This is a genomic window from Nonomuraea sp. NPDC049480 (genome assembly GCF_044465905.1).
GTDB lineage: Bacteria > Actinomycetota > Actinomycetes > Streptosporangiales > Streptosporangiaceae > Nonomuraea.
Genome location: NZ_JBITMD010000023.1, coordinates 163,712 through 190,607, shown reverse-complemented (window position 1 = coordinate 190,607; position 26,896 = coordinate 163,712). Strand labels below are relative to the sequence as shown.

Sequence of the window (26,896 nt, the reverse complement as noted above, 5' to 3'; positions counted from 1 at the left end):
GTTAAGCTTCTCTGCGCCGATGGTACTGCACTCGGGAGGGTGTGGGAGAGTAGGTCACCGCCGGACAATCTTTATACAGAAAGGCCCCCGACCACGCGGTCGGGGGCCTTTCTGTTTGAGGCGGTCAATGGGTGCCGAGCGTGGCCGCCGCGACCACCAGCAGCATCGTGCCCGACACGGCCGAGATCCGGCGGGCGGCCTTCGGTCTGCCGGTCAGCGCCCGGCCCGCCCGCGCCGTGGCCACCGCGATCAGCCCGTAGAGCAGAGCGCAGTTCACGACGTGCAGCAGGCCGAGTACGGTCAGCTGGATGCCCAGCGGCACGCCCGTACCGGGTGAGATGAACTGCGGCATCAGCGCCAGGTACAGCAGCAGCCCCTTCGGGTTGAGCAGGGCTGTGATCATGCTCTGCCGGAACACCGCCCCCTTCGGCTGTTCCGGCGCCACGACGAGACCCGCGGACCTGCGCAGGGACATGAGCGTACGGACGGCCAGGAACACCAGGTACGCCGCGCCGGCGTAACGCATCGCGGGCAGGGCGGCGGGCACGGCGCGCAACGCCGCCGCGAGCCCCGCCGCGGCCAGCACAGTGTGCACGGCATAGCCGGAGCAGATGCCCGCCACGGCCGTCAGCCCGGTACGGGCCCCCTGGCCGAGCGAACGGGCCAGCACGTACAGCATGTCCGGGCCGGGCGTGCAGATCAGCAGCAGGTCCATGCCGAGGAAGAGCAGTAGAAGCCGGGGATCCACCAGGTTCCACCTCCTGTCTCCCTTGCGACGGTAGCCCAGGAGCGTTGGCACGCGATGGTCGGTTCATGCCGGCGAGACCCAGGGAGTGGCACGATATTGCGCCATGGATCGAATCGACCGCAGGATCCTGCAGGAGCTGCAGCGGGATGGGCGGCTCAGCAACACGGAGCTGGCCGACCGGGTGGGGCTCACGCCTTCGCCGTGCCTGCGCCGGGTGCGGCAGCTCGAGGAGTCGGGCGTCATCCGCGGCTACCGGGCCCTGCTCGACGGGGCCGCGGTGGGGCGGGGCTTCGAAGCGTTCGTCACGGTGGTGATGAGGTACGAGGACCACGACACGGTGGCCGAGTTCGAGCGCCAGGTGGCCGGGATGCCGGAGGTCGTGGAGGCGCACCGGCTGTTCGGCGACCCCGATTTCCTGCTCAGGGTCGCCGTCGCCGACCTGGCCGCCTATGAGCGTTTCTACACCGACACGCTCTCCGACCTGCCAGGCGTGGCGCAGGTGACCTCACATGTGGCAATGAAGGCCGTAAAACCAAACACAGGGCTGCCGGTCACCCCATAAGGCCGGGGCCCGCCGCGGCGGGCCCCGGAGAAATCACTTGGGCAGGACGAGCAGGGCGTCGCCCACCCCGCGCTCCGTCCCGTCGGACGGGCGGTTGACCGCCTTGTTGCCGACGACCATCGTCGTCGAGCCGCCCCCGTCCAGGTTGATGGCCTGCCGTGCGCCCAGCCAGCGCATGAACTGGGCGGCCTCGTGGAAGTTCGCGCCCACGGTGATCCCGGGCTGGCGGCCGTCGATGGTGGCCAGGATCAGGCTGCCGTTGCTCGTGACGCCGAGGAGGGTGCGCGGGTGGCGGCGCAGGATCATGTTCATGGAGTCGTGGCCGTCCAGCTTGGCGGTGATCTTCACCTTGCCGTTCCGGACCAGCCCGACGCCGCCCGCGACCACGTGCAGGTCGGGGGTCAGCTTGAGCGGCTTCTTGGTACGCAGGTCCACGACCTTGGTGTCGATCGTGACCGTCCAGTCCTGCCAGGCGTGCTGGTTGAGCCAGTCGGCGGCCACGCCGTTGCCGTGCAGCACCCGCGTGCCCTTGGCCACCGCGGCGCCCGAGGCCCGCAAGCCGACCACTTTGCCATTGGCGTCGATCACGGCGTCGGTCCCGCCGGCGGGCGTGTTGGCTCCGTACTCCTCCGTGTACAGCACCAGTTCGTCCACCGCGGCGGCCCGGTTGACCCCGTTGACCGGGGCCTTCTCGCCGTCCTGCGAGGTCGCCGTGACCGTGGTCTTGAGCTCGGTGATCTTGGCGGTGCGGCCCTTGAGCACCACGGCCGAGCGTCCGGGCACGGCCTCGCTGAGCAGCCTGCCGGCGACCACGGAGGCACCGACGGGCTCACCGCGCAGCTCCTTGGCGGTGTGGATGTTGAAGAAGCCGCCGTTGACGCCGACCACGGCGCCGGCCGTCTTGGCCATGGACGAGACCGTCTCCCGCGCGGCGACGCTCTTGCCGAGGGAGGCGGCGTACGAGCCGCGGAACGTCCTGGCGTCGACCATGGCGACCTTGACGTTCCAGGGGCCGGTGGTCTTGAGTCCGTCGTCGCCGAGGTAGTCGACCTTGACCTTCAGGCCCGCGTCCTTGAGCGTCTTGGCCGCCTCGTCGGCCTTCTTCTTGTCCTTCAAGGACCACAGGCCGACGCGGACCATGTAGACGGTCTGGGAGGGGGCGTCGGCCACGCTCGGCCGGACCACCTTCAGCAGGCTGGGAGTCTCCCCCATGGCCTCCACCTCGGCGGCCTTTGCCTCGGCGGTGGGGAGCATCCCGTAGTCGCGGCCGCTCGGCATCAGGACGGTCAGGGTGTAGCCGTCGGTCGACGTGCCCGCTTTCACGTCGTACAGGTCGATGCCCTGTGCCACGGTCGCCATCGTCTTCGTCGGCAAGGGCCTGGTGCCCAGCGGGAATTTCGCCGACGGGAACCTCACCGACGCCTGCTCCGCCGCGACCGACGCGGCAGGCAGCGTGGTGAGGGTGAGCGCCGCGGCTATGGCCAGGCCGCCGGCGATGGTGCGTCGAGACATGAACTCTCCAGAGGGCAGAAAAGGGACCGCACCATAGTGGCGAGATCAAGGTCTCCTCGGCAGGAGAACACGCCAAATACCTAAAGGGGTTACAGAATTGACATCACTGGTGGATATCATTTGCGTATGAAACGCAGCTGCATGTGGTGGCGGCCGGCAGACGGCCGCTGATTTCCCATGCGCGGGCCGTCTCCGGACGGCCCTCCAAGCGATGCGGGTCCTCTCCGGGACGGCAATGGCCTAAAGGAGAAGAACCTGATGAACGACGTCGTACTCACCGGCGACCGCCCGACCGGACCGCTGCACCTCGGCCATTACTTCGGCACGCTGGCCAATCGGGTGAAACTGCAGGACAAATACCCCACGTACGTCCTTATCGCCGACTATCAAGTGATCACTGATCGTGACCTCCCCGGCCAGATCCAGCGGAACATCACCGGCTTGCTCCTCGATTACCTGGCGGTCGGGATCGATCCGGAGAAGGTGACGATCTTCCAGCACAGCGCGGTCCCCGAGCTGAACCAGCTGCTGCTGCCGTTCCTGACCCTGGTGTCGGTGGCCGAGCTGCGCCGCAATCCCACGGTGAAGGACGAGATCGCGCACAGCTCGCAGCAGGCGGTCAGCGGCCTGATGTTCACCTATCCGGTGCACCAGGCGGCCGACATTCTGTTCTGCAAGGGCACGCTGGTTCCCGTCGGCAAGGACCAGTTGCCGCACGTCGAGGTGACGCGGCTGGTGGCGCGCCGCTTCAACGAGCGCTACGGCGAGGTGTTCCCGCTGCCCGAGGCCATGATGGGCGAACGGCCGCTGCTCAAGGGCCTCGACGGCGGCAAGATGGGCAAGAGCCGCGGCAACGCGATCGCGCTGTCGGCCTCCGAGGACGAGACGGCAGCCCTCATCAGGAGGGCCCGCACCGACCCCGACCGGCTGATCACGTTCGACGAGACGCACCGCCCCGAGGTGGCGAACCTGCTCACGCTGGCGGGCCTCTGCCTCGGCCGCCCGCCGCAGGATGTGGCCGCCGAGGTCGGGCACGGCGGCGCCGCCGCGCTGAAGAGCCTGGTCACCGAGGTGGTCAACGACTTCCTGCGCCCGATCAGGGCCCGGCGGGTCCGGTACACCGAGGCCGACGCCAGGCGGATCCTGGCCGAGGGCAACGAGCGGGCCCGCGAGCGGGCGATCACGACGCTCGGGGAGGTGCGGGCCGCCATGGGGTTCTGACCGGGCGTGCGCCACGACGGGCGGGTCAGGCGGATTGGCGCGTCTGATAAACCGTGCGCAGGGTCTCGTGCACGATCCAGGTGGTCCTGGCGCCTTCGGCCAGCAGGCCCACGTCGCCCGGCCCGACCTCGATCGTGGTGCCGCCTTCGACGGCGATCGTGGCACGCCCCGACAGCACGACGAAGATCTCGTCGCGCTCCACGTCCGTGACGACGCCCGGCGTGATCTCCCAGATCCCCCGGCCTCCGCCCAGCTCCAGCGACGACGTGGCGGGGCTGCCCGCGACGATCTGTTCGGGGGCGAGTTCGTCCGGCGTCAGCCGTACGTCGTGGACGGGCACGGAGAAGGCACCGGCGGTGGCCAGCATGCGGCCCAGGTCGGCCAGGTCGGGCATCAACACATCAGACATATCGCTCATTCCAACACATCTGTGCCGTCAACGGTTCTCCCGGCGGAACGACTCCAGCGCCAGCAGCGCCACGTGGAGCGACAGGCACGACTCGACGTCGTCGAGGTCGGTGTCGAGGATGCGCTCCAGGCGGCGCAGACGGTCGTAGAAGGCGGGCCTGGACAGGTGCGCCTTCTGTGCGGCGACCGCCTTGTTGCGGCCCGAGTCCAGGTAGATGCGCAGGATGCGGGTGAGGTCACCGCCCCGCTGCGCGTCGTGGGCCAGCAGCGGGCCCAGCTCGCGCTCGGCGAACGTCTGCAGCCGCGCGTCGTCGCGCAGCAGGTGGAGCAGGCCGCGCAGGCGCAGGTCGGGCAGCCGGTAGAAGGCCCGGCCGTCCGGCTGGCGGACCGCCACGTCGGCCACCTGCTCGGCCTCGAGGAAGCTACGGCGTACGTCCCTGATGGACTCCACCACCGAGCCCGCCGCCAGCACGAACGCCGAGCCCGGCCGCCACAGCATGCGCAAGCGCTCGGCCAGCGCGGTCAGCGCGGGCTCGGCCTGCGTCCGCGGCGGGAGCGGCAGCAGGATCCCCACCCGATCCTGGTCGAGCGCGCCCACCAGCGCGGGCAGGCGGGCGTCGCGACAAGCGCCGGCCGTGGCCTCGGCCAGCTCGCCCAGCTGGGCCTGGCCGTCCAGCGCCTGATCGGCGGGGTCGGTCGGCCGGATGACCACACTGATCAGCTTGCGTCCCGTCAGCGGCACGCCGACGGCACGGGCGCGGGCGGCGGCCTCCTCGGGGTCGGCGTAGGCGTGCGTGAGGATGCCGGTGATGATCGTGCCGTGCGCCTGGCGCTCCAGTGACTCCTGGTGGCGCTCCAGCAGGCGGCCCAGGGCGAGCGTGGTGGCGGCGCGCTCGGCCAGCACCATGTCGCGCGGCGTCGGCGCCGCGTCGCAGATCAGGATCAGCCTGCCCCAGTCCTGCCCGCGCGCTCCGACCGTGGTGACCAGCCAGCCGGAGGCCGTGTCGTACGCGGTGCGCTCGGCCGGGGCCACCGCCCGCGACCTGGTCTCCCATCCGGCCAGCAGGGCGCCCGCGTCGCGCCCGGCGGACTCGCAGGCCAGCACCTGGTGCGCGAGGTTCTCCAGCAGAACGGGCCGGTTGGACAGCCGGGCCACCTGGGCGAGGACCTCCGCCGGCGAGGCGCCCTCGACCGACAGCTCGGTGAAGACCTCGTGCAGTTGCTCCGAGGCGCGCAGTTCTTCCAGCTGGATGTCGATGATCCGGGCGTGCACGGACTCGGTGATCTGCACGAACGGGGTCTCCCTGGTCAGCACGATCACCGGGAGTCCGTGCTCCTCGGCCGACTTGACCACGGCGCGCGGCAGCTCGCGGACGAACCTGCGGCCCAACTCCACGACCAACCCGGAGGCGCCCACGGCGGACAGCTCGCCGATGTAGTCGGCGAGCTTCTCCGGGTCCTCGGGAAGCGCCACGCCCGTGGTGAGCACCAGCTCGCCGCCGCGCAGCAGGTGGGCGATGTCGGCGATCTCGCCCACGTGCACCCACCGCACCTTCGTGTCCAGCCGGTCGGCGCCCGCGACCACGCGCGGGCCGCCCCGGCGCACGGTCTCCAGAGCGAGGACGTCGGCGATGGTGGGCAGCACGGGGCAGAGCCTAGCCGATCAATCTGTAAGAACGGCTATGTGGCAATTTACGATTTGTCACGGATTGAGGTCCTCCTCGCGGTACTCGCGTCGAGGCTCCCGCACCCGTAGCTCGACCCGCCGGATCTTGCCCGAGATCGTCTTGGGCAGCTCGCCGAACTCCAGTCGCCGCACCCGCTTGTACGGGGCCAGCTCCCGCCGGCAGTGCTCGAAGATCGACCGCGCGGTGTCCTCGCCCGCCTCGAAGCCGGGCGCCAGCGTCACGTACGCCTTCGGCACCGCCAGTCGTACCGGATCGGGGGCGGGCACCACGGCCGCCTCCGCCACGGCCGCGTGCTCCAGCAGCACGCTCTCCAGCTCGAACGGCGAGATGCGGTAGTCGGAGGCCTTGAAGACGTCGTCGGTCCGGCCCACGTAGGTGATGTAGCCGTCCTGGTCGCGGGTGGCGACGTCGCCGGTGTGGTAGAAGCCGCCCCGTGTCGCCTCGGCGGATCCGCCGACGTATCCGGCCATGAGCCCCAGCGGGCGGCGCTCGTCCAGCGGCAGGCAGATCTCGCCGTCGTCGCCGGCCTCATCGCTGACCGGGTCGATGAGCACGACGTCGTAGCCGGGCAGCGGACGCCCCATCGATCCAGGCTTGACCGGTTCGTCCGGCGCGTTGCCGATCTGCGCGGTGGTCTCGGTCTGGCCGTAGCCGTCCCTGATCGTGATGCCCCACGCCTTGGCCACCTGGTCGATGATCTCCGGATTGAGCGGCTCGCCGGCGGCCACGGCCGTACGCAGGGGCAGCTTGCGCGCCGCCAGATCCTCCTGGATGAGCATCCGCCACACGGTGGGCGGCGCGCAGAACGTGGTGACCCGCTCGTCCCGCAGCACCTCCAGCAGCGCCGGCGCGGAGAAGCGCTGGTAGTCGTGGACCAGCACGGTGGCCCCCGCGTTCCAGGGTGCGAACACGTTGCTCCACGCGTGCTTGGCCCATCCCGGCGAGGACACGTTGAGGTGCACGTCGCCGGGCCTGACCCCGATCCAGAACATAGTCGACAGGTGCCCGGCGGGGTAGGACGCGTGCGTGTGCTCGACCAGCTTGGGCTGCGAGGTCGTGCCGGAGGTGAAGTAGAGCAGCAGTGTGTCGCCCGCCCGCGTCGGCGCGTCAGGGACGAACCGCTCGTGCTCCTCGTACGCCTCGTGGTACGGCAGCCAGTTGTAGGCGTCGCCCACGGCGATCTTCGTGAACTCCCCGGTTCCGAACTTGCCCGCGTCGGCGGCGTTGGCGATCACGTGCGAGACGCCGCCGCGCTCGATCCGCTCCACGATGTCCTTGGAGGTCAGCAGCGTCGTGGCCGGGATGATGACCGCGCCCAGCTTCATCGCGGCCAGCAGCGACTCCCAGAGCTCGGCCTGGTTGCCCAGCATGAGCAGGATCCGGTCGCCCCGGCGCACGCCCTGCTCGTGCAGCCAGTTCGCGACCTGGTTGGAGCGGGCCGACAGCCCGGCGAAGGTGTAGGAGGCCTGGCTGGAGCCCACGATCTTGAGAGCGACGGCGTCAGGGGTCTCGGCGGCCAGGACCCCGTCGAACCAGTCGAGCGCCCAGTTGAACTCCGCGAGCTCCGGCCAGCGGAAGTCACGGCGGGCGGTGGCGGGGTCGGCGTCGAGGAGGAAATCGCGGGCGGCGCGGAAATCACTCATGCCCGGATCCTGCTACGTCGTCAGCCGCCGCTCAAGGCCGTCGAGCACCGACACCAGCCCGAAGTCGAAGGCCACCGCGCGGACTGTGGTCGGATCGTCGTAAGCGTCCATGTTGACGCTTTCGAGCATGTCGGGAAAGTCCCTGGCGGCCTTTCTAAGCATCGTGCGCATCTCGTCCGGGTCGTACTCCTGGCCGGCCGTCGCGGTGTTCCAGGCGATCTCGGGAAGCGTCATTCCGTAGACGTAGGCGGTGACCGTGGAGGCGGCGTAGTCGACGTCCATCCCCTTGAATCCGACCGCCGCGAACACCTTGCGCATCCGGTCGGCCGCCTGGATCGCTTTGGGGCCGAGCGCAGGCATCCGGCCGAGCAGGTCGGCCGACCACGGGTGGCGCAGCATCGACTGGCGCATGCTGTAAGCCAGGACCGAGGCGGCCTCGCGCCAGCCCACGTCCTCGGGGTCGGGCACCGTCAGCTCGCCCCACATCTCATCGTAGGCGAGTTCGAGCAACTCGTCCTTGTTGGCGACGTACCAATAGAGGCTGGTCGCGCCCGCGCTCAGCTTCGCGCCGAGCTTACGCATGCTCAGGCCGTCCAGGCCCTCCTCATCCAGCAGCTCGATCGCGGCTTTGACGATCTCCTCGCGGCTGCGACCGGGGCTCGTGGCCTTACGAGGCTCGCGGGTCCAGACGGAGGTGAACTGCTTGGCGCTCATTCCCTAAGGATAAATGCACTCGCACACTGTGCGAGAGTTATCGTACAGTGTGCGGGTGAACTCGAACACTGTACGAGACCCTCGACGCTGGTGGATCCTCGTCGTCTTGTGCCTGGCGCTGTTGGTGCTGGTCGTCGACAACACCGTCCTCAACTTGGCCATCCCGTCGCTCAACAAGGAGATGGGCGCCACCCCGTCGGACATCCAATGGATCATCGACGCCTACGTGCTGGCCTACGCCGGCCTGCTGCTGACCTCGGGAAGCCTGTCCGACAAGTACGGCCGCCGCCGGTTCCTGATCATCGGGCTGGTGTTCTTCGGCGGCGCGTCCCTGCTCGCCGTGCTCGTCACCGAGCCGTGGCAGCTCATCGCCGCGCGGGCCCTCATGGGCGTCGGCGGAGCGATCATGATGCCCTCCACGCTGTCGATCCTGATGACCGTGTTCGACGAGGCGGAGCGGCGCAAGGCCATGGCGGCCTGGAGTGCCGTGGCCCTGGTCGGCATGGTGTCGGGGCCGACCATCGGCGGCTTCATGCTGGAGAACTACTGGTGGGGCTCGGTCTTCCTGCTGAACGTGCCGATCGCGGCGGTCGCCATCGTGGCCGCCGTCGTGCTGATGCCCGAGACCCGCAGCGCCGGCCGGAAGATCGACCCGGTGGGCGTGGTGTTGTCGATCGTCGGATTGACCGCGGCCGTCTATGTGATCATCGAGCGTGAGTGGAACATCCCCGTCATCGCGGTGGCGGTGCTCGCCCTGGGCGCCTTCGTGGTCTGGGAGCGCCGGCGGGAGCACCCGATGCTGCCGCTCCACCTGTTCGCCAACCGCAACTTCAGCGGGGCGTCGTTCTCGATCCTGCTGATGGCGTTCGGCGCGGGTGCCGTGATGTTGATGCTCACCCAGTACCTGCAGTTCGTGCTGGGCTATGGGGAGATGCAGGCCGGGCTCGCCATGTTGCCCTATGCCGTAGCCGCCGCGATCTTCAACGGCGTCGGCGCCGGGCTGGGACAGAAGCTCAGCAACCGGGCGCTCATCGGCGCCGGCCTGCTGCTGATGGCCGGGGGCTTCGTCGTCATGGCGTTGACCACCGGATACCTGCCGCTGCTCACCGGCCTGGTGATCATGGGCATCGGCGGCGGGCTGGCCGGACCGTCCGCCTACGCCTCGCTGATGGGCGCCATCCCCGTGGACCACGCCGGTGTCGGCTCCGCGCTCAACGACACCGTCCAGCAGGTCGGCATCGCGCTGAGCATCGCGATCCTGGGCAGCGTGCTGGCCGGGAAGTACACCTCCGAGATGCCCGCCGACGTGCCCGCGGCCGCCAGGGAGTCGATCGGCGCCGCGCATCCCATGGGCTACGCCGACGCCGCCAACGAGGCTTTCACCTCCGCCATGCATCTGGGCTCGTGGGTGGGCGCCGCGTTCTGCGTGGCCGCCGCACTGCTCGCGGTGAGCGTGCTGCGCCCCGCCAAGCCCGCCGCGGCCCCCGAGCCGGTGCAGGTCTAGTGGACCTGGGGCCGGCCTGCTTCCAGCCGTTCGGGCAGGCCGGCCATCGGAGTTACATCCTGTAAGTCGATTTGCGAGCAAGCCGACAGGTTGCCGATGGGAGTGCAGGGGACAAAACGGGATACTCGATAACATGTCGGAGCTACTCGCGCGCCACCGGGCAGTGATGCCCAACTGGTTGGCACTCAACTACAACGAGCCCATCGAAATCGTCAGCGGCAAGGGCAATCGTGTCATCGACGCCGACGGCAAGAGCTACCTGGACTTCTTCGCGGGCATCCTGACCAACATGATCGGGTACGACGTGCCCGAGGTGCGCGAGGCCGTCGAGCGCCAGCTCGCCACCGGGGTGGTGCACACCAGCACGGTCTACCTGCTGCGCGGCCAGATCGAGCTGGCCGAGAAGATCGCGCGGCTGTCCGGCATCCCCGACGCCAAGGTCTTCTTCACCAACTCCGGCACCGAGGCCAACGAGACGGCGCTGCTGCTGGCCACGTACGCGCGCAAGAGCGACCAGGTCCTCGCCATGCGGCAGAGCTACCACGGGCGCAGCTTCGGCGCGGTCAGCGTCACCTCCAACCGGTCCTGGAAGAACAACTCGCTCTCCCCGCTCAACGTGCACTTCCTGCACGGCGCCGACCGGCACCTGACCCAGTTCAAGGGAATGTCGGACGCCGACTACATCGCGGCCTGCGCGGACGACCTGCGGCACGTGCTGACCACCGCGGTCTCCAACGACGTGGCGGCGCTCATCGCCGAGCCGATCCAGGGCGTGGGCGGGTTCACGATGGCGCCTGACGGGCTGTTCGCCGCGTACAAGGAGATTCTCGACGAGCAGGGCATCCTGTTCATCTCCGACGAGGTGCAGACCGGCTGGGGCCGGACCGGCAGCGCGTTCTTCGGCATCCAGAACCATGGCGTCACCCCCGACATGATCACGTTCGCCAAGGGGCTGGGCAACGGGTTCGCCGTGGGCGGCGTCGTGGCGCGCGGCGACCTGATGGACGCGCCGCACGCCGTGGGCCTGTCCACGTTCGGCGGCAATCCGATCTCCATGGCCGCCGCGAACGCCACCCTCGACTACGTGCTCGACCACGATCTGCAGGCCAACGCGGCGCGCACCGGCGAGATCATCATCCGAGGGCTCCGCCAGGCCGCCGAGCGGCTGCCCGTCATCAAGGGCGTGCGCGGCAAGGGCCTGATGTTCGCCGTCGAGCTGGAGACCCCGGCCCAGGCGGCCCGCTTCATGGAGGAGACCAAGAAGGCGGGGCTGCTGGCCGGCAAGGGCGGCCTGTACGGCACCGCGATCCGCATGGCCCCGCCGCTCACCCTCACGGTGGACGAGGCGATCGAGGGCCTCGGGATCATCGTCACCGCACTCGAAGTCATCAACACGGAGGCGGCGGCGCAGTGAAGTCCGTCAAGCACTGGATCAACGGCTCTCTCGTGGACGGGGAGCGGGGCCGTACCGCGGAGATCTTCAGCCCGGCCACCGGCGAGGTCGCCGGCCACGTCGCGCTCGCGTCGGCGGCGGACGTGGACGCGGCGGTGGCGGCCGCCGTCGCGGCCTTCCCGGCCTGGCGGGACGCGTCGCTGGTCAAGCGGTCGCAGGTGCTCTTCCGTTTCCGCGAGCTCATGTACACCCACCGCGACGAGCTCGCCGCGCTGATCTCCGCCGAGCACGGCAAGGTGCACTCCGACGCGCTCGGCGAGGTCGCCCGCGGCCTGGAGGTCGTGGAGTTCGCCTGCGGCATCCCGCACCTGCTCAAGGGCGGTTTCTCCGAGGGCGTCTCGACCCGGGTCGACTCCTACTCCATCCGCCAGCCGCTCGGGGTCGTGGCCGGGATCACGCCGTTCAACTTCCCCGCCATGGTGCCGATGTGGATGTTCCCCATCGCGATCGCCTGCGGGAACGCGTTCGTGCTCAAGCCCTCGGAGCGGGACCCGTCGGCGTCGCTGCTCATGGCGCGGCTCTGGCGGGAGGCGGGGCTGCCCGACGGCGTGTTCAACGTCGTGCAGGGCGACAAGGTCGCCGTCGACCGGCTGCTGGAGCACCCCGACGTCCGCGGCGTGTCGTTCGTCGGCTCCACCCCGATCGCCAGGTACGTCTACGAGACCGGCACCGCGCACGGCAAGCGGGTGCAGGCGCTCGGCGGCGCCAAGAACCACATGCTCGTGCTCCCCGACGCCGACCTCGACCTCGTCGCGGACTCGGCCGTGTCGGCGGGGTTCGGCTCGGCGGGGGAGCGGTGCATGGCGATCTCCGTCGTGCTGGCCGTGGACCCGATCGGCGACGAGCTCGTCCAGAAGATCGTCGAGCGGGTCGACCGGCTCGTGATCGGTCCCGGTGACGACCCGAAGTCCGAGATGGGGCCGCTGGTCACCGCGGCACACCGCGACAAGGTGGCCTCCTACCTGGATCTCGGCGTCGAAGAGGGCGCCAAGCTGGTCGTGGACGGCCGCGACACGCCCGTGCTGGGCGGCGGCAAGGCGGCGGAGACGCCCGGCTTCTGGCTCGGCCCCACCGTGCTCGACCACGTGCCCGCGGGCTCCCGTACGCACACCGAGGAGATCTTCGGGCCGGTGCTGTCCATCGTGCGCGTCAGCTCGTACGAGGAGGGGCTGGAGGCCATCAACGGCTGCCAGTACGGCAACGGCACCGCGATCTTCACCAATGACGGCGGCGCCGCCCGGCGCTTCCAGAACGAGGTCGAGGTCGGCATGGTCGGCATCAACGTGCCGATCCCGGTGCCGATGGCGTTCTACAGCTTCGGCGGCTGGAAGGCCTCGCTCTTCGGCGACACGCACGTGCACGGCACCGAGGGGGTGCACTTCTACACCCGCGGCAAGGTCGTCACCTCCCGCTGGCTCGACCCGTCGCACGGCGGCGTGAGCCTGGGCTTCCCCACGAACAGCTGACGTCTACCGGCCGGCCGCCTGAAGGGCGACCCACAGCTCGGCGCGCACCCCGGCATCGTCGAGGTCGCGGCCGAGCAGGTCGGCGACGCGTCTCATGCGGTAACGCAGCGTGTGCCGGTGCACGCCGAGCCGCTGGGCGGCCGCGTCCCAGTGTCCGTTGCTGTCCAGGTACGCGCGCAGCGACTCCACGAGGTCGGCACGGGAGCCGTACTCGGTGAGCGGGGCCAGGACCGCGGCCGCGAACGCCTGGGCGGTGGCCTGGTCGAGCAGCCTGAGCAGGCCCTGGCCGGCCAGCTCGCCGAACCTCACCACGTAGCGGCCCGTCCTCCCCCTCTGCGGCGCCCCGCCTCTCGTGGCCGCCTCCAGGGCGCGTCCCGCCTGGTCGATCGCGTTGCGCAGCGCGGCCGGGTCGTACCCGCACGGCAGGCTCACCCCCACCGGCCCGTCCGACTCCCGCGCCACCTCGTCGGCTGCGGTCTCGGACACGAGGGCGACGGCCTGCGGTCCCGCCTCACCCCGGTCAGGCGCGGCGGCGGTTCGCGACCGCGCGGCGGCGTCGGGCGCGTGTGACCGTGCGACGGCGTCCGTGCCGGGGAGGAGCGCGGTGAAGGCCCTTGTCTCCAGCGCGTCGAGTGACCCGGGAGCCGTCGCGAGGACCACCAGCGGCTCCTTCGGCAGCCGGTCGCCGAGCGGGGTCAGCACCGCGCGTGCTTGCTCCTCCGCTCCGGCCAGCAGCAGCTCCAGCACCGCCGAGCGGGCCCGCCGCCGCGCCTCCAGCTGGGCCCTGCCCTGCTCCATGGCCAGCGTGAGCAGGGACCCGGCGGCGTTGATCACCGTGTGCGTGACGGGCGAGAACGGCTGCCTGGCCCCGACGGCGAAGAAGCCGCGCGGCCGGGCCCCACCGCCCAGCGGCTGCACCACGATGTGCTCTCCAGGCCGGGACAACGCCAGGCTGGCGGTGGCCGGGCGGTGGCCGGCGCGGAGGCGGGTGAGCTCGGCGATGACGGACTCCGTCCGGGCGCCGCGGGTGGCGTGACGGACCTCACCCGCCTCGTCCAGCAGCGCCGCCCAGCCGCCCACCTCCTTGGCGAGCCGGTCGATCACCACGTTCATGCCCTCCGGCCGGAGCGCCGCCCGCGTCAGCCGGCCCTGGGCGGCGAAGGCGCGGGTGATCTCGTCGTACTGCTCGGCGGCCAGCAGCTCGCTCACCGCCTTGCCGATCGCGATGAAAGGGGTCTCGCGCGGCACCTCCAGCAGCGGCAACCCGGCCCGCTCGGCCGCGTCGACCAGGGCGGCCGGCACCTCCTCGTGCGAGAGGCCCACCCCGAAGCCGAGCCCGGCGACGCCCCGCGCCACCAGGCGGGCGACATAGTCTGAGGTCACGTGACCGGGCTGGTCGCCCTCCAGCCGCATCCCGGTGGTGAGCAGCAACTCGTCGCCCTCCAGATACGGCGTGGGATCGGCGAGTTCGCTGACCGCGACCCAGCGCACCACCCCGTTCAGCGACGTGGGACCGGCCAGCGGCCGCAACCCCATGCGGCGCGCCACGGTTTGGAGCGAAGGCGGCATACGATTTTGTCCATTCTGGCAAAGACGAGCACCTCCAGTGTGCCATATCGACGTATCGGCGCAGGTAGGAGGCCGCCGTAGCGTCGAACCCATGAGCATTCCTCAGGAGCGGCGCGTCGTGACCGCGATCCCCGGCCCCAAGTCCCAGGAGCTGCTGGCCCGCAAGCAGGCCGCCGTCCCGCCCGGCATCGGCACCACGCTGCCGGTCTTCGTCACCCGCGCCGGCGGCGGTGTGGTGCAGGACGCCGACGGGAACTCGCTGATCGACTTCGGCTCGGGCATCGCCGTGACGAGCGTGGGAAACGCCGCTCCCAAGGTCGTCGAGCGGGTCCAGCGGCAGGTCGCGGACTTCACCCACACCTGCTTCATGGTCACCCCGTACGAGTCGTACGTCCGGGTGTGCGAGAAGCTCAATGAGCTGACTCCGGGCGACCACGAGAAGCGCACGTTCCTGGTGAACACCGGCGCCGAGGCCGTGGAGAACGCGGTCAAGATCGCCCGGTATGCCACCGGCAGGCCGGCCGTCGTGGTGTTCGACCACGGTTACCACGGCCGGACGCTGCTCACGATGACGCTGACGGCCAAGAACATGCCGTACAAGCAGGGTTTCGGGCCGTTCGCGCCGGAGGTGTACCGGGTGCCGCTGGCGTACCCGTTCCGCTGGCCGACCGGGCCGGAGCAGTGCGCCGAGGAGGCGGCGGAGCAGGCCGTCGACCTGATCACCAAGCAGATCGGCCCGGCGAACGTGGCCGCCGTGGTGATCGAGCCGATCGCCGGCGAGGGCGGCTTCATCGTGCCGGCCAGGGGTTTCCTGCCGCGGATCGCCGAGTTCTGCCGGGCCAACGGGATCGTGTTCGTGGCCGACGAGGTGCAGACCGGGTTCGCGCGGACCGGCGACCTGTTCGCCTGCGAGGACGAGGGCGTCGTGCCCGACATCATCGCCACCGCCAAGGGCATCGCGGGCGGCCTGCCGCTGGCCGCCGTGACCGGGCGTGCGGAGATCATGGACAAGGTGCACGTGGGCGGGCTCGGCGGCACGTACGGCGGCAACCCGCTGGCCTGCGAGGCGGCGCTCGGCGTTCTGGAGACCATCGAGGAGGAGGACCTGGTCGCCCGGGCGCGCCGCATCGGCGAGATCATGCTGCCCCGGCTCAGGGCGCTCCAGGAGCGCTTCGACGTGATCGGCGACGTGCGCGGCCGCGGCGCGATGATCGCGATCGAGCTGGTGGAGCCGGGCACCAAGGAGCCGAACCCGACCGCCGTCCAGGAGATCGTCAAGCGCTGCCACGCCGAGGGACTGCTGGTGCTGACCGCCGGCACGTACGGCAACGTCCTGCGCTTCCTGCCCCCGCTGGTGATCTCCGAGCACCTGCTCGAGGAGGGCCTCGGCATCCTCGAGAAAGCCATCGCTGAACTCTAGATATCCCCCATATCGGGCATCCGGCTTGTGGCTGGATGCCCGATTTTGTTGGTGTAACGGACGTCACGCGGGTAGAGAATTCACCCTGACTTGACGCTCAGCTAGACGCTCACGGCCTCGGTCAGGGTTATAACGGATCCGACGTACGGATGGGCGATGGCTGCTGGGAACGTGATGAACTGGGGTCCGACAAGAACGGCGCGGAGTATGTTGACGTTCGACCCTGAGGGCCTGACTTGGGCACAGCGCGACGGCGACGCTTGTGTGGTCTGCCACAAGAGGTGGCCGCGGCCGCGCGTGCGCGTCGGGCGGTTGCCCGACGACTCCCCGGTGCTCGCCTGCGGCGACTGCGCCGAGGCTCTGCTGCCAGCTCCGATGGCGACCGTGGTCGCCTTCCCGTCCCGCTGAACCCGTCCCGCTGAACCCGTCCCGCTGAACCCGGACAGATGAACCCGGACAAGCGAGACGCCCCGGGACGGGGGGAAGGCCCGGGGCGTCTCTACAGGCCGCGCCCAGCGGGGGGATAGGGCGCGCCCGCGGTGGGGTCACGTGGGGATCGGCGGCCCCCACTCCCTCAGCTCATTTCGCGATTTTTTCCCACTGCGCAGACCAGGCGGCATAATCAGGGCATTCCCCGTCCTGCGCGCGGCAACCCCCGGGCGGCCGTACGGCGAAGGCCACGCGGTCGATCCGCTTCGGCTTGCCGACCTCGTAAACCTCGCAGATCTGCCGGGCCCGTCCCTTGCACGCCTTGTCGTTGGCGGGCGCCAGCCCAGCCCACGCGGCCGCGTCACGCTGCGCGTTCGGCGCGGTCATCCAGTTCAGCCATCGGTAGGCGCAGGTCGTGTCGGGCACGTTGACGCCCAGCATCCACGAGTCGACCCATCCGGTCGTCTCACGCGTCGGGAGGGTTTTGACCGGCTTGCCGGCCTTCTGCAGCAGCAGGCGATAGTAAGGAGTGGCCTGAGCGTAATCCAGCGACCCCGTGGCGAACCCCTTGATCAGATCGATGGGGTTCGTCCAGTACGTGCGCCCCTTCGCCCCCTCCAGCAGCGCCATCGCCCCGTCGAACTCGTCCTTGCTCAGCTCGAACGGCTCGTCGGTCTCCCCGGTGGCCAGTGCGGCGTCGGCGATCGTCAACGGGCTGTCCTTGAGTGCCACCCGATCGGAGGAGAACGCCTGCTTCAGGTCGCCCTTGGCCTTGGCCGGGTCGTAGATGAACTCGTGATAGCCCCACAGGTAGGGCACCCCGTAGACCTTGTCCGACACCGTCATCATGTCGCGGAAGCGCTCGTCGACGTCGTCGTACCCGCTCACCTTGGCCGGGTCGATGGGCTGCACCTGCTTGGCCGCGATGAGGCTCCCGGCCAGCGCGGGCCCGGCGGAGACCAGGTCGTAGGGCCGCTGACTGATCCGCTCTTCCATCTCCCCGGCGGTCTGCACGGTGTCGAGCTTGGCGATCCGGCAGCCGGTCTCCTTCTCGAACGAGCCCACCCAGTTGGCCCTGGGGCTGATGCCGCCGTACTCGGCATATCCGCGGTAAGTGAGGATCTGCAGCGTGCCGTCGCTCTGCGTGGCGGTCGGCGTGGGGGTCGGGCTGGGGGTGGGCGTCGGGGCCGGGGCCGCCGCACCTGTGCTCGCGACCAGCGCCGTTGCGGCGAGCGCAAGAGCGTAAGTACGGCGGCGATGCACAGTGTCCCCCTTGTCCGGTGACCAGGATCTTACCGGGGAAGGAGCACGGCCTACTTCTTCTCCACCAGGTAACAGCAGATGACCGCCGTCGTGACCGCCTCGTAGGTGCGGCCGTCGCGCAGGTGCCCGGCCCGCTCCAGGCTGATCGCCCCCTGAGCGGCCGCCCACAGCGCGTCGGCGATCTTCCGGGGCTGGGTCGGGATCAGGAAGCCGGCGGAGATGCAGTCGGCGATCACCCGGTCGAGGATGTTCAACGCCGCCCTGGCCAGAGTCCTGGCACGCTCGCTGGGCTCGAAGCCGGGGATGGCCCGCTCGAACATCAGGCTGTAGTAGCCCGGCTCGGCCAGGCACGCCTGACGGTACGCGGGCCCCAGCGCCTGGAGGTGCTCCAGTGGGTTGCGGCGTGGCGGCACCGCCTCCAGGAAGCGGCGGAAGCGCTCGAACCCCTCCAGATAGAGCGCCTCCGCCAAGCCCTCCCTGTTGCCGAACATGGTGTAGATGACGGTCGTCGTGCAGCCCGCCTCGGCGGCGATCCTGCGCATGGTCAGGCTCTCGGGACCGTCCGTCTCGAGAAGGTTGACCGCCACGTCGAGGAGGCGGGAACGAAGTTCGTCGTGGCTGGCGCGCTCACCCAGGAGGTAGGCGCCCTGTAGCCCGAGAGGCGCCGAGGTCATGAGACCTCCTTCGTGGCCAAGGAGCTATGCGTCCTTGTGACCTCACGCTGTTCGGTCACGGGGCCCACGCCTTTCTCAGATCGGGGGCCCACCGCGCTGGAGACCCGCACCCGATGACTTAGCCATGGCGGAGATCCCTCAAACCACTCCGCATGGTAAACATCCCGAATTAGGTCTACTTCTGTTACATCATGGGTATACAACGGGGCTTGTACTTAACGGTGAGCGCTCGTGAGGCTCTTGTGCATCGTGGTGTAAATCCCCGATCGCGGGCTTGGCATAACGTCAAGGTATGGACGTGCGTACCTTCTGGCTGGCCGGCCGCCCAGCGACCGGGGACACCGAGCTCACTGTGACCAATCCCCACGACGGCCGGGAGGTCGGCAGGCATTCCGTGCCCACCGACGCCCAGGTCGAGGAGGCTGTCGAGGCCGCCCACGCCGTGGCGCGGCAGGCGGCGGCCCTGCCCGTGCACGTACGGGCCGAGGCCCTCGCCCACGTCTCGCGACGCCTGGCGGAGCGGGCCGATGAGATCGCCCACCTGATCACGGCGGAGAACGGCAAGCCGATCCTGTGGGCGCGCGGTGAGACCAGCCGCGCCGTCGCCACGTTCCGCTTGGCCGCCGAGGAGGCCCGCCGTTGGTCGGGCACCGTGCAGCGGCTCGACACCGAGCCGGCCGCGAACGGGCGGCTGGCGTACGTGTCGCGGGTCCCGTACGGCCCCGTCCTGGCGATCACCCCGTTCAACTTCCCGCTGAACCTGGTCGCCCACAAGGTCGCCCCGGCCATCGCCGTGGGCGCCCCGGTCGTCGTCAAGCCCGCCCCCGCGACGCCGCTGTCGGCGCTGCTGCTCGGCGAGATCCTGGCCGAGACCGACCTGCCCCCTGGCATGTTCTCGGTGCTCCCGATCGCGAACGAGCGCGCCTCCGCGCTGGTCCATGACCCGCGTCTGCCCGTGGTGTCGTTCACCGGCTCCGCGCCCGTCGGGTACGCCATCGCCGACCAGGTCCCGCGCAAGCACGTGACGCTGGAGCTGGGCGGCAACGCGGCCGCCGTCGTGCTGGCCGACGCCGACCTCGACTGGGCAGCCCAGCGCATCGCCCTCTACTCCAATTACCAGGCCGGGCAGAGCTGCATCGCCGTCCAGCGGGTGATCGTCGAGCAGCCGGTCTACGAGGCCTTCGTCGAGCGCCTCCTCCCGGCCGTGTCCGGCCTCGTCACCGGCGACCCGGTCGACGAGAAGACCCAGGTGGGCCCGCTCGTCTCGGAGTCCGCCGCCGACCGCGTCGAGCAGTGGGTCCAGGAGGCCGTCGCGGCGGGGGCCCGCGTGCTGGCGGGCGGCACCCGTGACGGGGCCACGATCGCGCCGACGGTTCTGACGGACGTGCCGCATGACGCGAAGGTGGCCTGCGAGGAGGTCTTCGGCCCCGTCATGATCCTCCAGCAGGCGGCGTCGGTCGACGAGGCGTACGCGATGGTGAACGACTCGAAGTACGGCCTGCAGGCCGGGGTGTTCACCCGGTCGCTGGACGCCGCGTTCCGGGCGAACCGGGAGCTGGAGGTGGGCGGCGTGATCATCGGCGACGTGCCGTCGTACCGGGCGGACCAGATGCCGTACGGCGGGGTCAAGGATTCCGGGATCGGGCGCGAAGGGCTGCACTCGGCGATGGAGGACCTGACGTACGAGAAGGTCATGGTGCTGACCGGCCTGACGCTCTGACCTCTGGCCGAAGGGCTCAGGTCATCACCCGCCTGACCTCTGGCCGAAGGGCTCAGGTCATCACCCGCCTGGCCCGGCGCGTGCTCGAGGCCCAGGCCAGGCGCCCTTCGACAGGCACGAGCTGAACAAGGTGCACGAGCTGAACAAGGTCATGCGCGTTCAGCCGTGGTGAGGAGGGTCTTGGCGGCGTCGCCCAGGTAAGGCCCGTACATCGTCTTCGGATCGTCGCTGTACTTGAAGCTGCTCAAAGACGTGATCGTGCCCTTGCCCGTCGCCGGGTCGAACCCGCTCAGCCAGGGACCGCCGCTGGACCCCGCCGTCATGTCGCACCCCAGCCCCTGGTCCCGCGTCTGCCCGTACGGATCGTCCTTCAGCCGTCCCGCGCAATAGAACAGGTGGTCGCCGTTGTACGGCGGGTCCGCGGGGTAGCCGAAGCCGAACGCCTGGCCGCCGCGCGGCGCGTTGAAGGCGATCTCCTGAGCGCCCACCGCGTCGGCCACGTGCTTCCCGTGCGACGTGGCCAGCGCCACCATGGCGAGGTCGTAGTCGTCGTGGCCCTCGCGCGACCACGGCTCGGCGACGAACATGCGGCGGGCGGCGTACCGGCCGTACGGCTCCTCGCCCCCCGTCCCGTATCCCGGCACGAACGTCCAGTTCGCCGCCCACTCGCCGGCGCCGTCCTTGACGCAGTGGCCGGCCGTGACCACGACGTCCCTGTTGGCGCTCCTGACCGTGCTCGCCGAGCAGACGAAGTCGGCGCCGCCCACCGTCATGAACACCCGCCCCGTGGTCCTGGCCACGGCGCCGCCCGTGTTCCAGCGCGAGCCGATCGTGCTCACCTTCGGCCCGGCGGCGGCCTGGGGGCGCGGCATGGGCAGCTTGGAGACGGTCACTCCGCGCGGCATGGGCAGCGCGGCGGCTACGCGCGGCATGGGCAGCGCGGCGGCTACGCGCGGCCTGGGGAGCGCGGCGGAGGCGGCGAGCTTCGTCTTCGCGCCCGTCGGGGCGGGCGCGGCACGCGGGCCCAGGCGGCCGGTCAGGCCGCTCAGCAAGCCCTTGTCACCGGTCACGAGGTCGAGCAGGCCGATCGGGAGCGCCTTGGCCATGCGCTCCGGAGTCCAGTAGCCGAGCACGCGGCGCTGCTCGGCGGCGGTGCGGGCGGCTGCGTGCTCGACGACCTGGACGCGCTTGGCCGTGTGGACTGGCGTGGCGACGGGCCGGTCGGCCTGCCGTGGGCCGGGGGCCGCGCCGATGACGGCGGGCCCCAGCAACCCCGCCAGGAGCGGGGCGGCCGCAAGCAGAGGGGTGCTCAGGCTCAGGGTCATGCCCCCCGAGTGTGCACTACCACATGTGTTCTTGTGGCTACTTTCCGTAAATCACTTAAAGTGTGCCGGTGGTTTGCGCGGCTTGGTAGACGGCCTGGGCCTCGTTCCCGAAATATGGCCCGAACATCCAGTTGGGCGCGAAGTTGTATTTGAAGCTGTTGACCGAATTAACCGTGCCGAGCCCGGTCGGCTCCGCGAAATTCAGCATCCATGGCCCGCCGCTCGAACCGCCAGTCATGTTACAGGTCAGGCCGAGGTCGTCCGTCAGCAGGTAGTCGTCGAAGGCGCGGCCGCTGCAGTAGACGAGCTTCGACCCGTCGTACGGCGCCGCCGCCGGGTAGCCGAAGGCGTACATCTGCTGCCGTCTCTGCTGGTTGAACGCCACGCCCTGGCCGCCCACGACGTCGACCAGCGTCCTGCCCTCCAGGGGCGCGACCACGGCGGCGGCGACGTCGAAGTTGACGTCCTCCCTGGCGTTCCACGGCTGCGTGGTCAGCAACCGCGTGGCGGCCCAGGTGCCGAACGGGCGCGCGCCCTTGTCGTAGCCCGGCACGAAGACCCAGTTCGCGTGGAAGGCGCCGTTCAGCTTCACGCAGTGGCCCGCGGTGATCACCACGCTCTTGTTCGTGCTGGTCACCGCCGATCCCGAGCATGAGGCGTTGCGTCCCTGCGCGGTGGTGAAGAAGATCCGCCCGGTGGTCTTCACGACCGCGCCGCCACCGGTCCACGGCTCGCCGCCGCTCCGCGCGGCCTGCGACGCCTGGCCACCTGTGGGTCCGGCCGCCCAGGGAGCGCCCGTCGCGTCCGCCGCGCTCGGCTTCACTCCCTTCTTGGGGGCGGGAGCGTCCAGGGGTTCGGCGGCCTCCATCTTCCGCTCGGTCCAGTACCGGAGGACCTGCCGCTGCTCGGACGCCGAATCCGCGGCCGCGTGCTGGGCGGGCTTGGGCCGCAGGCGGACCTCGGCCTGTGCGGCCGTCGCGGGGAGCAGGGCGGCGCTCCCCGTGGCGAGGACGAGGGTGGAAAGCAGAGCGAATCTGCGGTGCATTACGTACCTCCCGAAACCGGATCTGAGGTTGGAAGGTAGCCGCCGCAATATCCAGATTTCTCAAGATTTGCGCAATCCGATATACCCGGAGTACGGCGATATTCCGACGTAAATCGACTCTGTTATCTCGCGTCACATAAGTAAGCGGATTTCGGTAAGTCCGCCACCCCGTGCCCGGGCGCCCTCCGTAGCGGGGACAATGGACGAGTGCATGCAGAGACCCTCCGCTCCGTCGTCCTCCTTGGCTCCACCGGCTCGATCGGCACCCAGGCCCTCGACGTCGTCGCCGCCAACCCGGCCGGCTTCAAGGTCACGGCCCTGGCGGCCGGCGGCGGCAAGGTCGAGCTGCTGGCCAGGCAGGCGGCCGAGTTCGGCGTCGAGGCGGTGGCCGTGGCAGACGCGGCGGCCGTACCGGCGCTGAAGGGGGCGCTGGCCGCGCACGGGGCCAAACCCGTGGTGCTGGGTGGCCCCGAAGGGGTCGCGGAGGTGGCGGCGTGGCGATGCGACATGGTGCTCAACGGCATCACCGGCGCGCTCGGCCTGACCTCCACGCTCGTCGCACTCGAAGCGGGCAGGACGCTCGCGCTGGCCAACAAGGAGTCCCTGATCATCGGCGGGCCGCTGGTGAAGCGGCTGGCCGCGCCCGGGCAGATCCTGCCGGTCGACTCCGAGCACTCGGCGCTGCAGCAGTGCCTGTGGGCCTCGGGGCCGGACGCGTACGACCCGGACAGCGTCAGGCGGCTCGTGGTGACCGCGAGCGGCGGGCCGTTCAGGGGTCTGCGGCGCGAGGAGATGGCCGACGTCACTCCGGAGATGGCGCTCGCCCACCCCACCTGGTCCATGGGCCCGATGATCACGATCAACTCCGCCACGCTGGTCAACAAGGGGCTGGAGGTGATCGAGGCGCATCTGCTGTTCGACCTGGACTTCGACCGGATCGAGGTGGTGGTCCACCCGCAGTCGATCATCCACTCCATGGTCGAATACGTGGACGGCTCGACCATCGCCCAGGCCAGCCCGCCCGACATGCGCCTGCCGATCGCGCTCGCCCTCGGCCACCCGCGCCGGGTCCCCGGCGCGGCCGAGGCCATCGACTGGACCAAGGCGCACACGTGGACGTTCGAGCCGCTGGACGACGTGGCGTTCCCCTCGGTCGCGCTGGCCAGGCACGTCGGCACCGAGGGCGGCACCGCGCCCGCCGTCTACAACGCGGCCAACGAGGCCTGCGTGGAGGCGTTCACCAGGGGCGAGCTGCCCTTCCTCGGGATCGTCGACACCGTCGCCAAGGTCGTGGAGGAGCACCGGGTCACCCCCGCGGGCTCCGTGGAAGAGGTGCTCGCGGCCGATGCGTGGGCACGTGCCCGTGCGGCCGAACTCACAGCCGGGCAGTCCCGCTAGCTACATAAACTTGAAACCGTCGTCACAGTAAGGGTGGAAATGTCTTCCGTAGCTCTCGGTATCCCGACGGTACGCCCGAAGCCGCTCGCCGAACGCCGCCACTCCCGCCAGATCATGGTCGGCAACGTGCCCGTGGGCGGCGACGCGCCCGTCTCGGTGCAGTCGATGACGACCACGGTGACCGCCGACGTCAACGCGACGCTGCAGCAGATCGCCGAGCTGACGGCGTCCGGCTGCCAGATCGTCCGCGTGGCCGTCCCGTCGCAGGACGACGCCGACGCCCTGCCCATCATTGCCAAGAAGTCGCAGATCCCGGTCATCGCGGACATCCACTTCCAGCCGAAGTACGTGTTCGCCGCCATCGAGGCGGGGTGCGCGGCCGTCCGGGTCAACCCCGGAAACATCAAGAAATTTGACGACAAAGTAGGCGAAATCGCCCGCGCGGCCGCCGACCACGGCGTCCCGATCCGGATCGGCGTCAACGCCGGCTCGCTCGACCCCCGTCTCCTCCAGAAGTACGGCAAAGCCACGCCCGAGGCGCTGGTCGAGTCCGCGCTGTGGGAGTGCTCGCTGTTCGAGGAGCACGGGTTCCGCGACATCAAGATCTCGGTCAAGCACAACGACCCGGTCGTCATGATCAACGCGTACCGCCTGCTGGCCGCCAAGTGCGACTACCCCCTGCACCTGGGCGTGACGGAGGCCGGCCCGGCCTTCCAGGGCACGATCAAGTCGGCTGTGGCCTTCGGCGCCCTGCTGGCCGAGGGCATCGGCGACACGATCCGCGTCTCGCTGTCCGCGCCTCCGGTGGAGGAGGTCAAGGTCGGCGCCCAGATCCTGGAGTCACTCGGCCTGCGGGAGCGCGGCCTGGAGATCGTCTCCTGCCCGTCCTGCGGTCGTGCCCAGGTGGATGTCTACACGCTGGCCGAGCAGGTCCAGGCTGGGCTGGAGGGCATGAAGGTCCCGCTGCGGGTGGCCGTGATGGGCTGCGTGGTGAACGGCCCCGGCGAGGCCCGCGAGGCCGACCTGGGCGTGGCCTCCGGGAACGGCAAGGGGCAGATCTTCGTCAAGGGCGAGGTCATCAAGACCGTGCCGGAGTCGCAGATCGTGGAGACGCTGATCGAGGAGGCGCTGCGGCTGGCCGAGGAGATGGGCGTCGAGGTCGACCTCGACGACGACTCCGGCCCCGTGGTCACGGTCGGCTGACGAGTCGCCGGGCCGATCAAGACGATCACGCGAGGAGGAAAGCCTTCGCGTCCAGTTCTTTCGGCGTGGTGATCGGCGGCAGGCGGGAGAACCTCCGCAACTCATAACCAACAGGCGCGAAATGCCGCGTACCGGATTGAGGCTCCGCGGCTACGCCCTGCCATGGACCGATTACAGATTGGCAAGCATTTCTCCATACCCAATGTCACCACCCGGTCGCTCAGGGGAGCATCGCAAGGCCTATGACTTGGGAAGGGGGCCGGGTGAAGCGGGTAGTTGGGGTTGTCGCCGGCATGGTGGTGCTCGTGGCCGGGGTCGCGAGCGCGGACGCGGCGGCCGTCGCGAGGAAGAGGCCGTTCCCTGTGGCGGGGACGGTGGACTGGGGGGCCTGTCCCGCGGTGGCGGGGAAGGCCGTGAACGCGAACATCGAGTGCGCCACCGTACGCGTGCCGCTCGACTACCGTCAGCCGTGGGGCCAGTCGATCAAGTTGGCGCTCAACAGGATCAAGGCCAAGGTGTCGCGTGACGGCAACCACCTGGGCACGCTCCTGCTGAACCCGGGCGGTCCCGGCGCCTCGGGCCGGGATCTGACCGAGTACGTGGCCGCGGCCATGCCCGCCAAGGTGAGCGAGCGCTACGACATCGTGGGCTTCGATCCGCGCGGCGTCGGCGCCAGCCAGCCGTCGTTGCACTGCGTGGACCCCGACGTCTACTACAAGGCCCCGAGGCCGGACGCGGTGCCGCGGACGCCGGACGACGAGCGGGCGCTGCTGGACCGGGCCGGCGAGTACGCCACCCGCTGCGGCAACTACTGGTCCTGGCTGCTGCCGCACCTCTCCACCGAGAACTCCGCCAGGGACATGGACACGATCCGGGCCGCCCTCGGCGAGGAGAAGATCAGCTACCTGGGCTATTCGTACGGCACCTACCTGGGGGCCGTCTACGCCACCCTCTTCCCGCAACGGGTCAAGCGGATGATCATGGACAGCGCGGTGGACCCGACCAGCGTCTGGTACCGGTCGAACCTGGCCCAGGACGCCTCCTTCGAGCGCCGGCACCGGCAGCTCCTCGCCTGGACGGCCAGGCACCATTCCACCTACAAGCTGGGCGCGACGACCAAGCAGACGTCGTTCGCCTACTACGCCATGCGTGAGCGGCTGCGCGAGCGCCCGGCGGGCGGCATCGTGGGGCCGAGCGAGCTCGACGACACCTTCACCATCACCGGCTACAGCAACCGGGTCTGGCCGGAGTTCGCCCAGGCGTGGTCCTCGTACGTACGGCACGGCAAGGTCGACGGGCTGCTCGCCATCTACAACAAGCACGGCAAGAACGACACCAAAGACGAGAACGGCTACGCCGTCTACCTCGGCGTCCAGTGCCGTGACGCCAAGTGGCCGCGCCAGTGGGACAAGTGGCGGGCCGACATGGCCAGCATGCACCGCAAGGCGCCGTTCCTGACCTGGCCGAACGCCTGGTACAACGCCCCGTGCGCCTTCTGGGCGGTCCCGGGCGGGAAGCCGGTCGAGGTGCACGGGTCGCCCAAGCTGCCGCCGATCCTCATCTTCCAGTCCCGCGGGGACGCCGCGACGCCGTTCCAGGGGGCGATGAGGATGCGCAGGCTCTTCCCCAGCGCCCGCATGGTGATCGACAAGGGCGGCAACCACGGCATTTCGCTGGCGGGCAACGTGTGTGTGGACCGCTATCTGGCGGCGTACCTGAGGGACGGGTCGGTGCCGTCGCGCGACGTGGAATGCGACCCGCTGCCCCCGCCCCATCCGGCCGAGCACATGACGGGCGGCGAGTCCGCGCAGCGGCGGCCCGACCTTCTGGGGATCCTCGGAGGGCTGCTCGGAACACGATGACGTCAAGAAAGGGTTACCGTGGGCATCGCCAGATGAGCTAATCGGTAACCCTTCGCGTAGTCTGACCAT

Annotated in this window: 21 protein-coding genes; 10 read left to right on the top strand and 11 right to left on the bottom strand. The window is 69.9% G+C overall.

Translation table 11 applies throughout. The features are described from left to right. Window positions 1-124: 124 nt before the first annotated feature. On the bottom strand, window positions 125-748 hold the full coding sequence (locus ACIBX3_RS45600) for a LysE family translocator (RefSeq protein WP_397126896.1): 624 nt from the start codon (window positions 746-748) through the stop codon (window positions 125-127). Window positions 749-851: 103 nt separating this feature from the next. Between ACIBX3_RS45600 and ACIBX3_RS45595 the strand changes: the two genes are divergently transcribed. After that, complete coding sequence (locus ACIBX3_RS45595) at window positions 852-1,310, top strand: Lrp/AsnC family transcriptional regulator (protein ID WP_397126895.1); 459 nt, start codon at window positions 852-854, stop codon at window positions 1,308-1,310. 33 nt (window positions 1,311-1,343) lie between these two features. On the opposite strand, the gene ACIBX3_RS45590 is transcribed toward ACIBX3_RS45595, so the two are convergent. Continuing rightward, complete coding sequence (locus tag ACIBX3_RS45590) at window positions 1,344-2,822, bottom strand: phosphodiester glycosidase family protein (protein ID WP_397126894.1); 1,479 nt, start codon at window positions 2,820-2,822, stop codon at window positions 1,344-1,346. A gap of 258 nt (window positions 2,823-3,080) precedes the next feature. Between ACIBX3_RS45590 and trpS the strand changes: the two genes are divergently transcribed. Continuing rightward, complete coding sequence (gene trpS / locus ACIBX3_RS45585) at window positions 3,081-4,043, top strand: tryptophan--tRNA ligase (RefSeq protein WP_397126893.1); 963 nt, start codon at window positions 3,081-3,083, stop codon at window positions 4,041-4,043. 25 nt (window positions 4,044-4,068) lie between these two features. On the opposite strand, the gene ACIBX3_RS45580 is transcribed toward trpS, so the two are convergent. Genes ACIBX3_RS45580 through ACIBX3_RS45565 form a run of 4 tightly spaced genes read right to left on the bottom strand, consistent with a single transcriptional unit; the run spans window position 4,069 to window position 8,496 of the window. Next, the gene (locus ACIBX3_RS45580; protein ID WP_397126892.1) at window positions 4,069-4,452 is read right to left on the bottom strand and encodes a cupin domain-containing protein; all 384 of its coding nucleotides are present in this window, start codon (window positions 4,450-4,452) and stop codon (window positions 4,069-4,071) included. Between the two features lie 27 nt (window positions 4,453-4,479). Beyond that, entirely contained in the window at window positions 4,480-6,096 is a 1,617-nt protein-coding gene (locus ACIBX3_RS45575) for a PucR family transcriptional regulator (RefSeq protein ID WP_397126891.1), read from the bottom strand. 57 nt (window positions 6,097-6,153) lie between these two features. After that, window positions 6,154-7,782, bottom strand: coding sequence for an AMP-binding protein (locus tag ACIBX3_RS45570; RefSeq protein WP_397126890.1), 1,629 nt, complete (start codon window positions 7,780-7,782; stop codon window positions 6,154-6,156). A 12-nt stretch (window positions 7,783-7,794) separates the two neighbouring features. After that, window positions 7,795-8,496 carry a TetR/AcrR family transcriptional regulator C-terminal domain-containing protein gene (locus tag ACIBX3_RS45565; protein ID WP_397126889.1) on the bottom strand — a complete coding sequence of 234 codons (702 nt, stop codon included), beginning with the start codon at window positions 8,494-8,496 and terminating at the stop codon, window positions 7,795-7,797. A 55-nt stretch (window positions 8,497-8,551) separates the two neighbouring features. Here ACIBX3_RS45565 and ACIBX3_RS45560 point away from each other — a divergent pair, with 55 nt between their 5' ends. The 3 genes from ACIBX3_RS45560 (at window position 8,552) to ACIBX3_RS45550 (ending at window position 12,919) form a co-directional block, all read left to right on the top strand. Then, the gene (locus ACIBX3_RS45560; RefSeq protein WP_397126887.1) at window positions 8,552-10,000 is read left to right on the top strand and encodes an MFS transporter; all 1,449 of its coding nucleotides are present in this window, start codon (window positions 8,552-8,554) and stop codon (window positions 9,998-10,000) included. A 133-nt stretch (window positions 10,001-10,133) separates the two neighbouring features. Continuing rightward, entirely contained in the window at window positions 10,134-11,414 is a 1,281-nt protein-coding gene (locus ACIBX3_RS45555) for an aspartate aminotransferase family protein (protein WP_397126885.1), read from the top strand. Continuing rightward, entirely contained in the window at window positions 11,411-12,919 is a 1,509-nt protein-coding gene (locus tag ACIBX3_RS45550; protein ID WP_397126884.1) for a CoA-acylating methylmalonate-semialdehyde dehydrogenase, read from the top strand. The genes ACIBX3_RS45555 and ACIBX3_RS45550 overlap by 4 nt, the downstream gene beginning before the upstream one ends. A gap of 3 nt (window positions 12,920-12,922) precedes the next feature. On the opposite strand, the gene ACIBX3_RS45545 is transcribed toward ACIBX3_RS45550, so the two are convergent. Continuing rightward, window positions 12,923-14,467, bottom strand: coding sequence for a PucR family transcriptional regulator (locus ACIBX3_RS45545; protein ID WP_397126883.1), 1,545 nt, complete (start codon window positions 14,465-14,467; stop codon window positions 12,923-12,925). 112 nt (window positions 14,468-14,579) lie between these two features. Here ACIBX3_RS45545 and gabT point away from each other — a divergent pair, with 112 nt between their 5' ends. Then, window positions 14,580-15,908: a 4-aminobutyrate--2-oxoglutarate transaminase gene (gabT, locus tag ACIBX3_RS45540; protein WP_397126882.1), complete on the top strand. Its 1,329-nt coding sequence runs from the start codon at window positions 14,580-14,582 to the stop codon at window positions 15,906-15,908. 579 nt (window positions 15,909-16,487) lie between these two features. Here gabT and ACIBX3_RS45535 read toward each other — a convergent pair. Both ACIBX3_RS45535 and ACIBX3_RS45530 read right to left on the bottom strand, forming a co-directional pair. Further along, on the bottom strand, window positions 16,488-17,600 hold the full coding sequence (locus ACIBX3_RS45535; RefSeq protein ID WP_397126881.1) for an extracellular solute-binding protein: 1,113 nt from the start codon (window positions 17,598-17,600) through the stop codon (window positions 16,488-16,490). A gap of 50 nt (window positions 17,601-17,650) precedes the next feature. Further along, window positions 17,651-18,274 (bottom strand): TetR/AcrR family transcriptional regulator, encoded by a 624-nt coding sequence (locus ACIBX3_RS45530; protein ID WP_397126880.1) that lies wholly within the window; start codon window positions 18,272-18,274, stop codon window positions 17,651-17,653. Between the two features lie 292 nt (window positions 18,275-18,566). Here ACIBX3_RS45530 and ACIBX3_RS45525 point away from each other — a divergent pair, with 292 nt between their 5' ends. Then, window positions 18,567-19,994 carry an aldehyde dehydrogenase family protein gene (locus ACIBX3_RS45525; RefSeq protein WP_397126879.1) on the top strand — a complete coding sequence of 476 codons (1,428 nt, stop codon included), beginning with the start codon at window positions 18,567-18,569 and terminating at the stop codon, window positions 19,992-19,994. Between the two features lie 149 nt (window positions 19,995-20,143). Here ACIBX3_RS45525 and ACIBX3_RS45520 read toward each other — a convergent pair whose 3' ends face one another. Together ACIBX3_RS45520 and ACIBX3_RS45515 are read right to left on the bottom strand one after the other, a co-directional pair. Next, entirely contained in the window at window positions 20,144-21,319 is a 1,176-nt protein-coding gene (locus tag ACIBX3_RS45520) for a trypsin-like serine protease (protein ID WP_397126878.1), read from the bottom strand. A 55-nt stretch (window positions 21,320-21,374) separates the two neighbouring features. Then, window positions 21,375-22,364 carry a trypsin-like serine peptidase gene (locus tag ACIBX3_RS45515; RefSeq protein ID WP_397126877.1) on the bottom strand — a complete coding sequence of 330 codons (990 nt, stop codon included), beginning with the start codon at window positions 22,362-22,364 and terminating at the stop codon, window positions 21,375-21,377. A gap of 207 nt (window positions 22,365-22,571) precedes the next feature. On the opposite strand from ACIBX3_RS45515, the gene dxr reads away from it, so the two are divergent. From dxr to ACIBX3_RS45500, 3 genes are all read left to right on the top strand, one after another. Beyond that, window positions 22,572-23,762, top strand: coding sequence for a 1-deoxy-D-xylulose-5-phosphate reductoisomerase (gene dxr, locus ACIBX3_RS45510; RefSeq protein WP_397126876.1), 1,191 nt, complete (start codon window positions 22,572-22,574; stop codon window positions 23,760-23,762). 39 nt (window positions 23,763-23,801) lie between these two features. Further along, the gene (gene ispG, locus ACIBX3_RS45505; protein ID WP_397126875.1) at window positions 23,802-24,965 is read left to right on the top strand and encodes a flavodoxin-dependent (E)-4-hydroxy-3-methylbut-2-enyl-diphosphate synthase; all 1,164 of its coding nucleotides are present in this window, start codon (window positions 23,802-23,804) and stop codon (window positions 24,963-24,965) included. 263 nt (window positions 24,966-25,228) lie between these two features. Further along, window positions 25,229-26,827, top strand: a complete 1,599-nt coding sequence (locus ACIBX3_RS45500) for an alpha/beta hydrolase (RefSeq protein WP_397126874.1) — start codon at window positions 25,229-25,231, stop codon at window positions 26,825-26,827. Window positions 26,828-26,896: the final 69 nt, after the last annotated feature.

What these genes read in the sequence shown, in the direction of transcription:
- ACIBX3_RS45595 (WP_397126895.1), top strand. Translation starts at nt 852, where the DNA reads ATGGATCGAATCGACCGCAGGATCCTGCAGGAGCTGCAGCGGGATGGG.
- ACIBX3_RS45590 (WP_397126894.1), bottom strand. Translation starts at nt 2,822, where the DNA reads ATGTCTCGACGCACCATCGCCGGCGGCCTGGCCATAGCCGCGGCGCTC.
- trpS (WP_397126893.1), top strand. Translation starts at nt 3,081, where the DNA reads ATGAACGACGTCGTACTCACCGGCGACCGCCCGACCGGACCGCTGCAC.
- ACIBX3_RS45580 (WP_397126892.1), bottom strand. Translation starts at nt 4,452, where the DNA reads ATGTCTGATGTGTTGATGCCCGACCTGGCCGACCTGGGCCGCATGCTG.
- ACIBX3_RS45570 (WP_397126890.1), bottom strand. Translation starts at nt 7,782, where the DNA reads ATGAGTGATTTCCGCGCCGCCCGCGATTTCCTCCTCGACGCCGACCCC.
- ACIBX3_RS45565 (WP_397126889.1), bottom strand. Translation starts at nt 8,496, where the DNA reads ATGAGCGCCAAGCAGTTCACCTCCGTCTGGACCCGCGAGCCTCGTAAG.
- ACIBX3_RS45555 (WP_397126885.1), top strand. Translation starts at nt 10,134, where the DNA reads ATGTCGGAGCTACTCGCGCGCCACCGGGCAGTGATGCCCAACTGGTTG.
- gabT (WP_397126882.1), top strand. Translation starts at nt 14,580, where the DNA reads ATGAGCATTCCTCAGGAGCGGCGCGTCGTGACCGCGATCCCCGGCCCC.
- ACIBX3_RS45530 (WP_397126880.1), bottom strand. Translation starts at nt 18,274, where the DNA reads ATGACCTCGGCGCCTCTCGGGCTACAGGGCGCCTACCTCCTGGGTGAG.
- ACIBX3_RS45525 (WP_397126879.1), top strand. Translation starts at nt 18,567, where the DNA reads ATGGACGTGCGTACCTTCTGGCTGGCCGGCCGCCCAGCGACCGGGGAC.
- ACIBX3_RS45520 (WP_397126878.1), bottom strand. Translation starts at nt 21,319, where the DNA reads ATGACCCTGAGCCTGAGCACCCCTCTGCTTGCGGCCGCCCCGCTCCTG.
- ACIBX3_RS45515 (WP_397126877.1), bottom strand. Translation starts at nt 22,364, where the DNA reads ATGCACCGCAGATTCGCTCTGCTTTCCACCCTCGTCCTCGCCACGGGG.
- ispG (WP_397126875.1), top strand. Translation starts at nt 23,802, where the DNA reads ATGTCTTCCGTAGCTCTCGGTATCCCGACGGTACGCCCGAAGCCGCTC.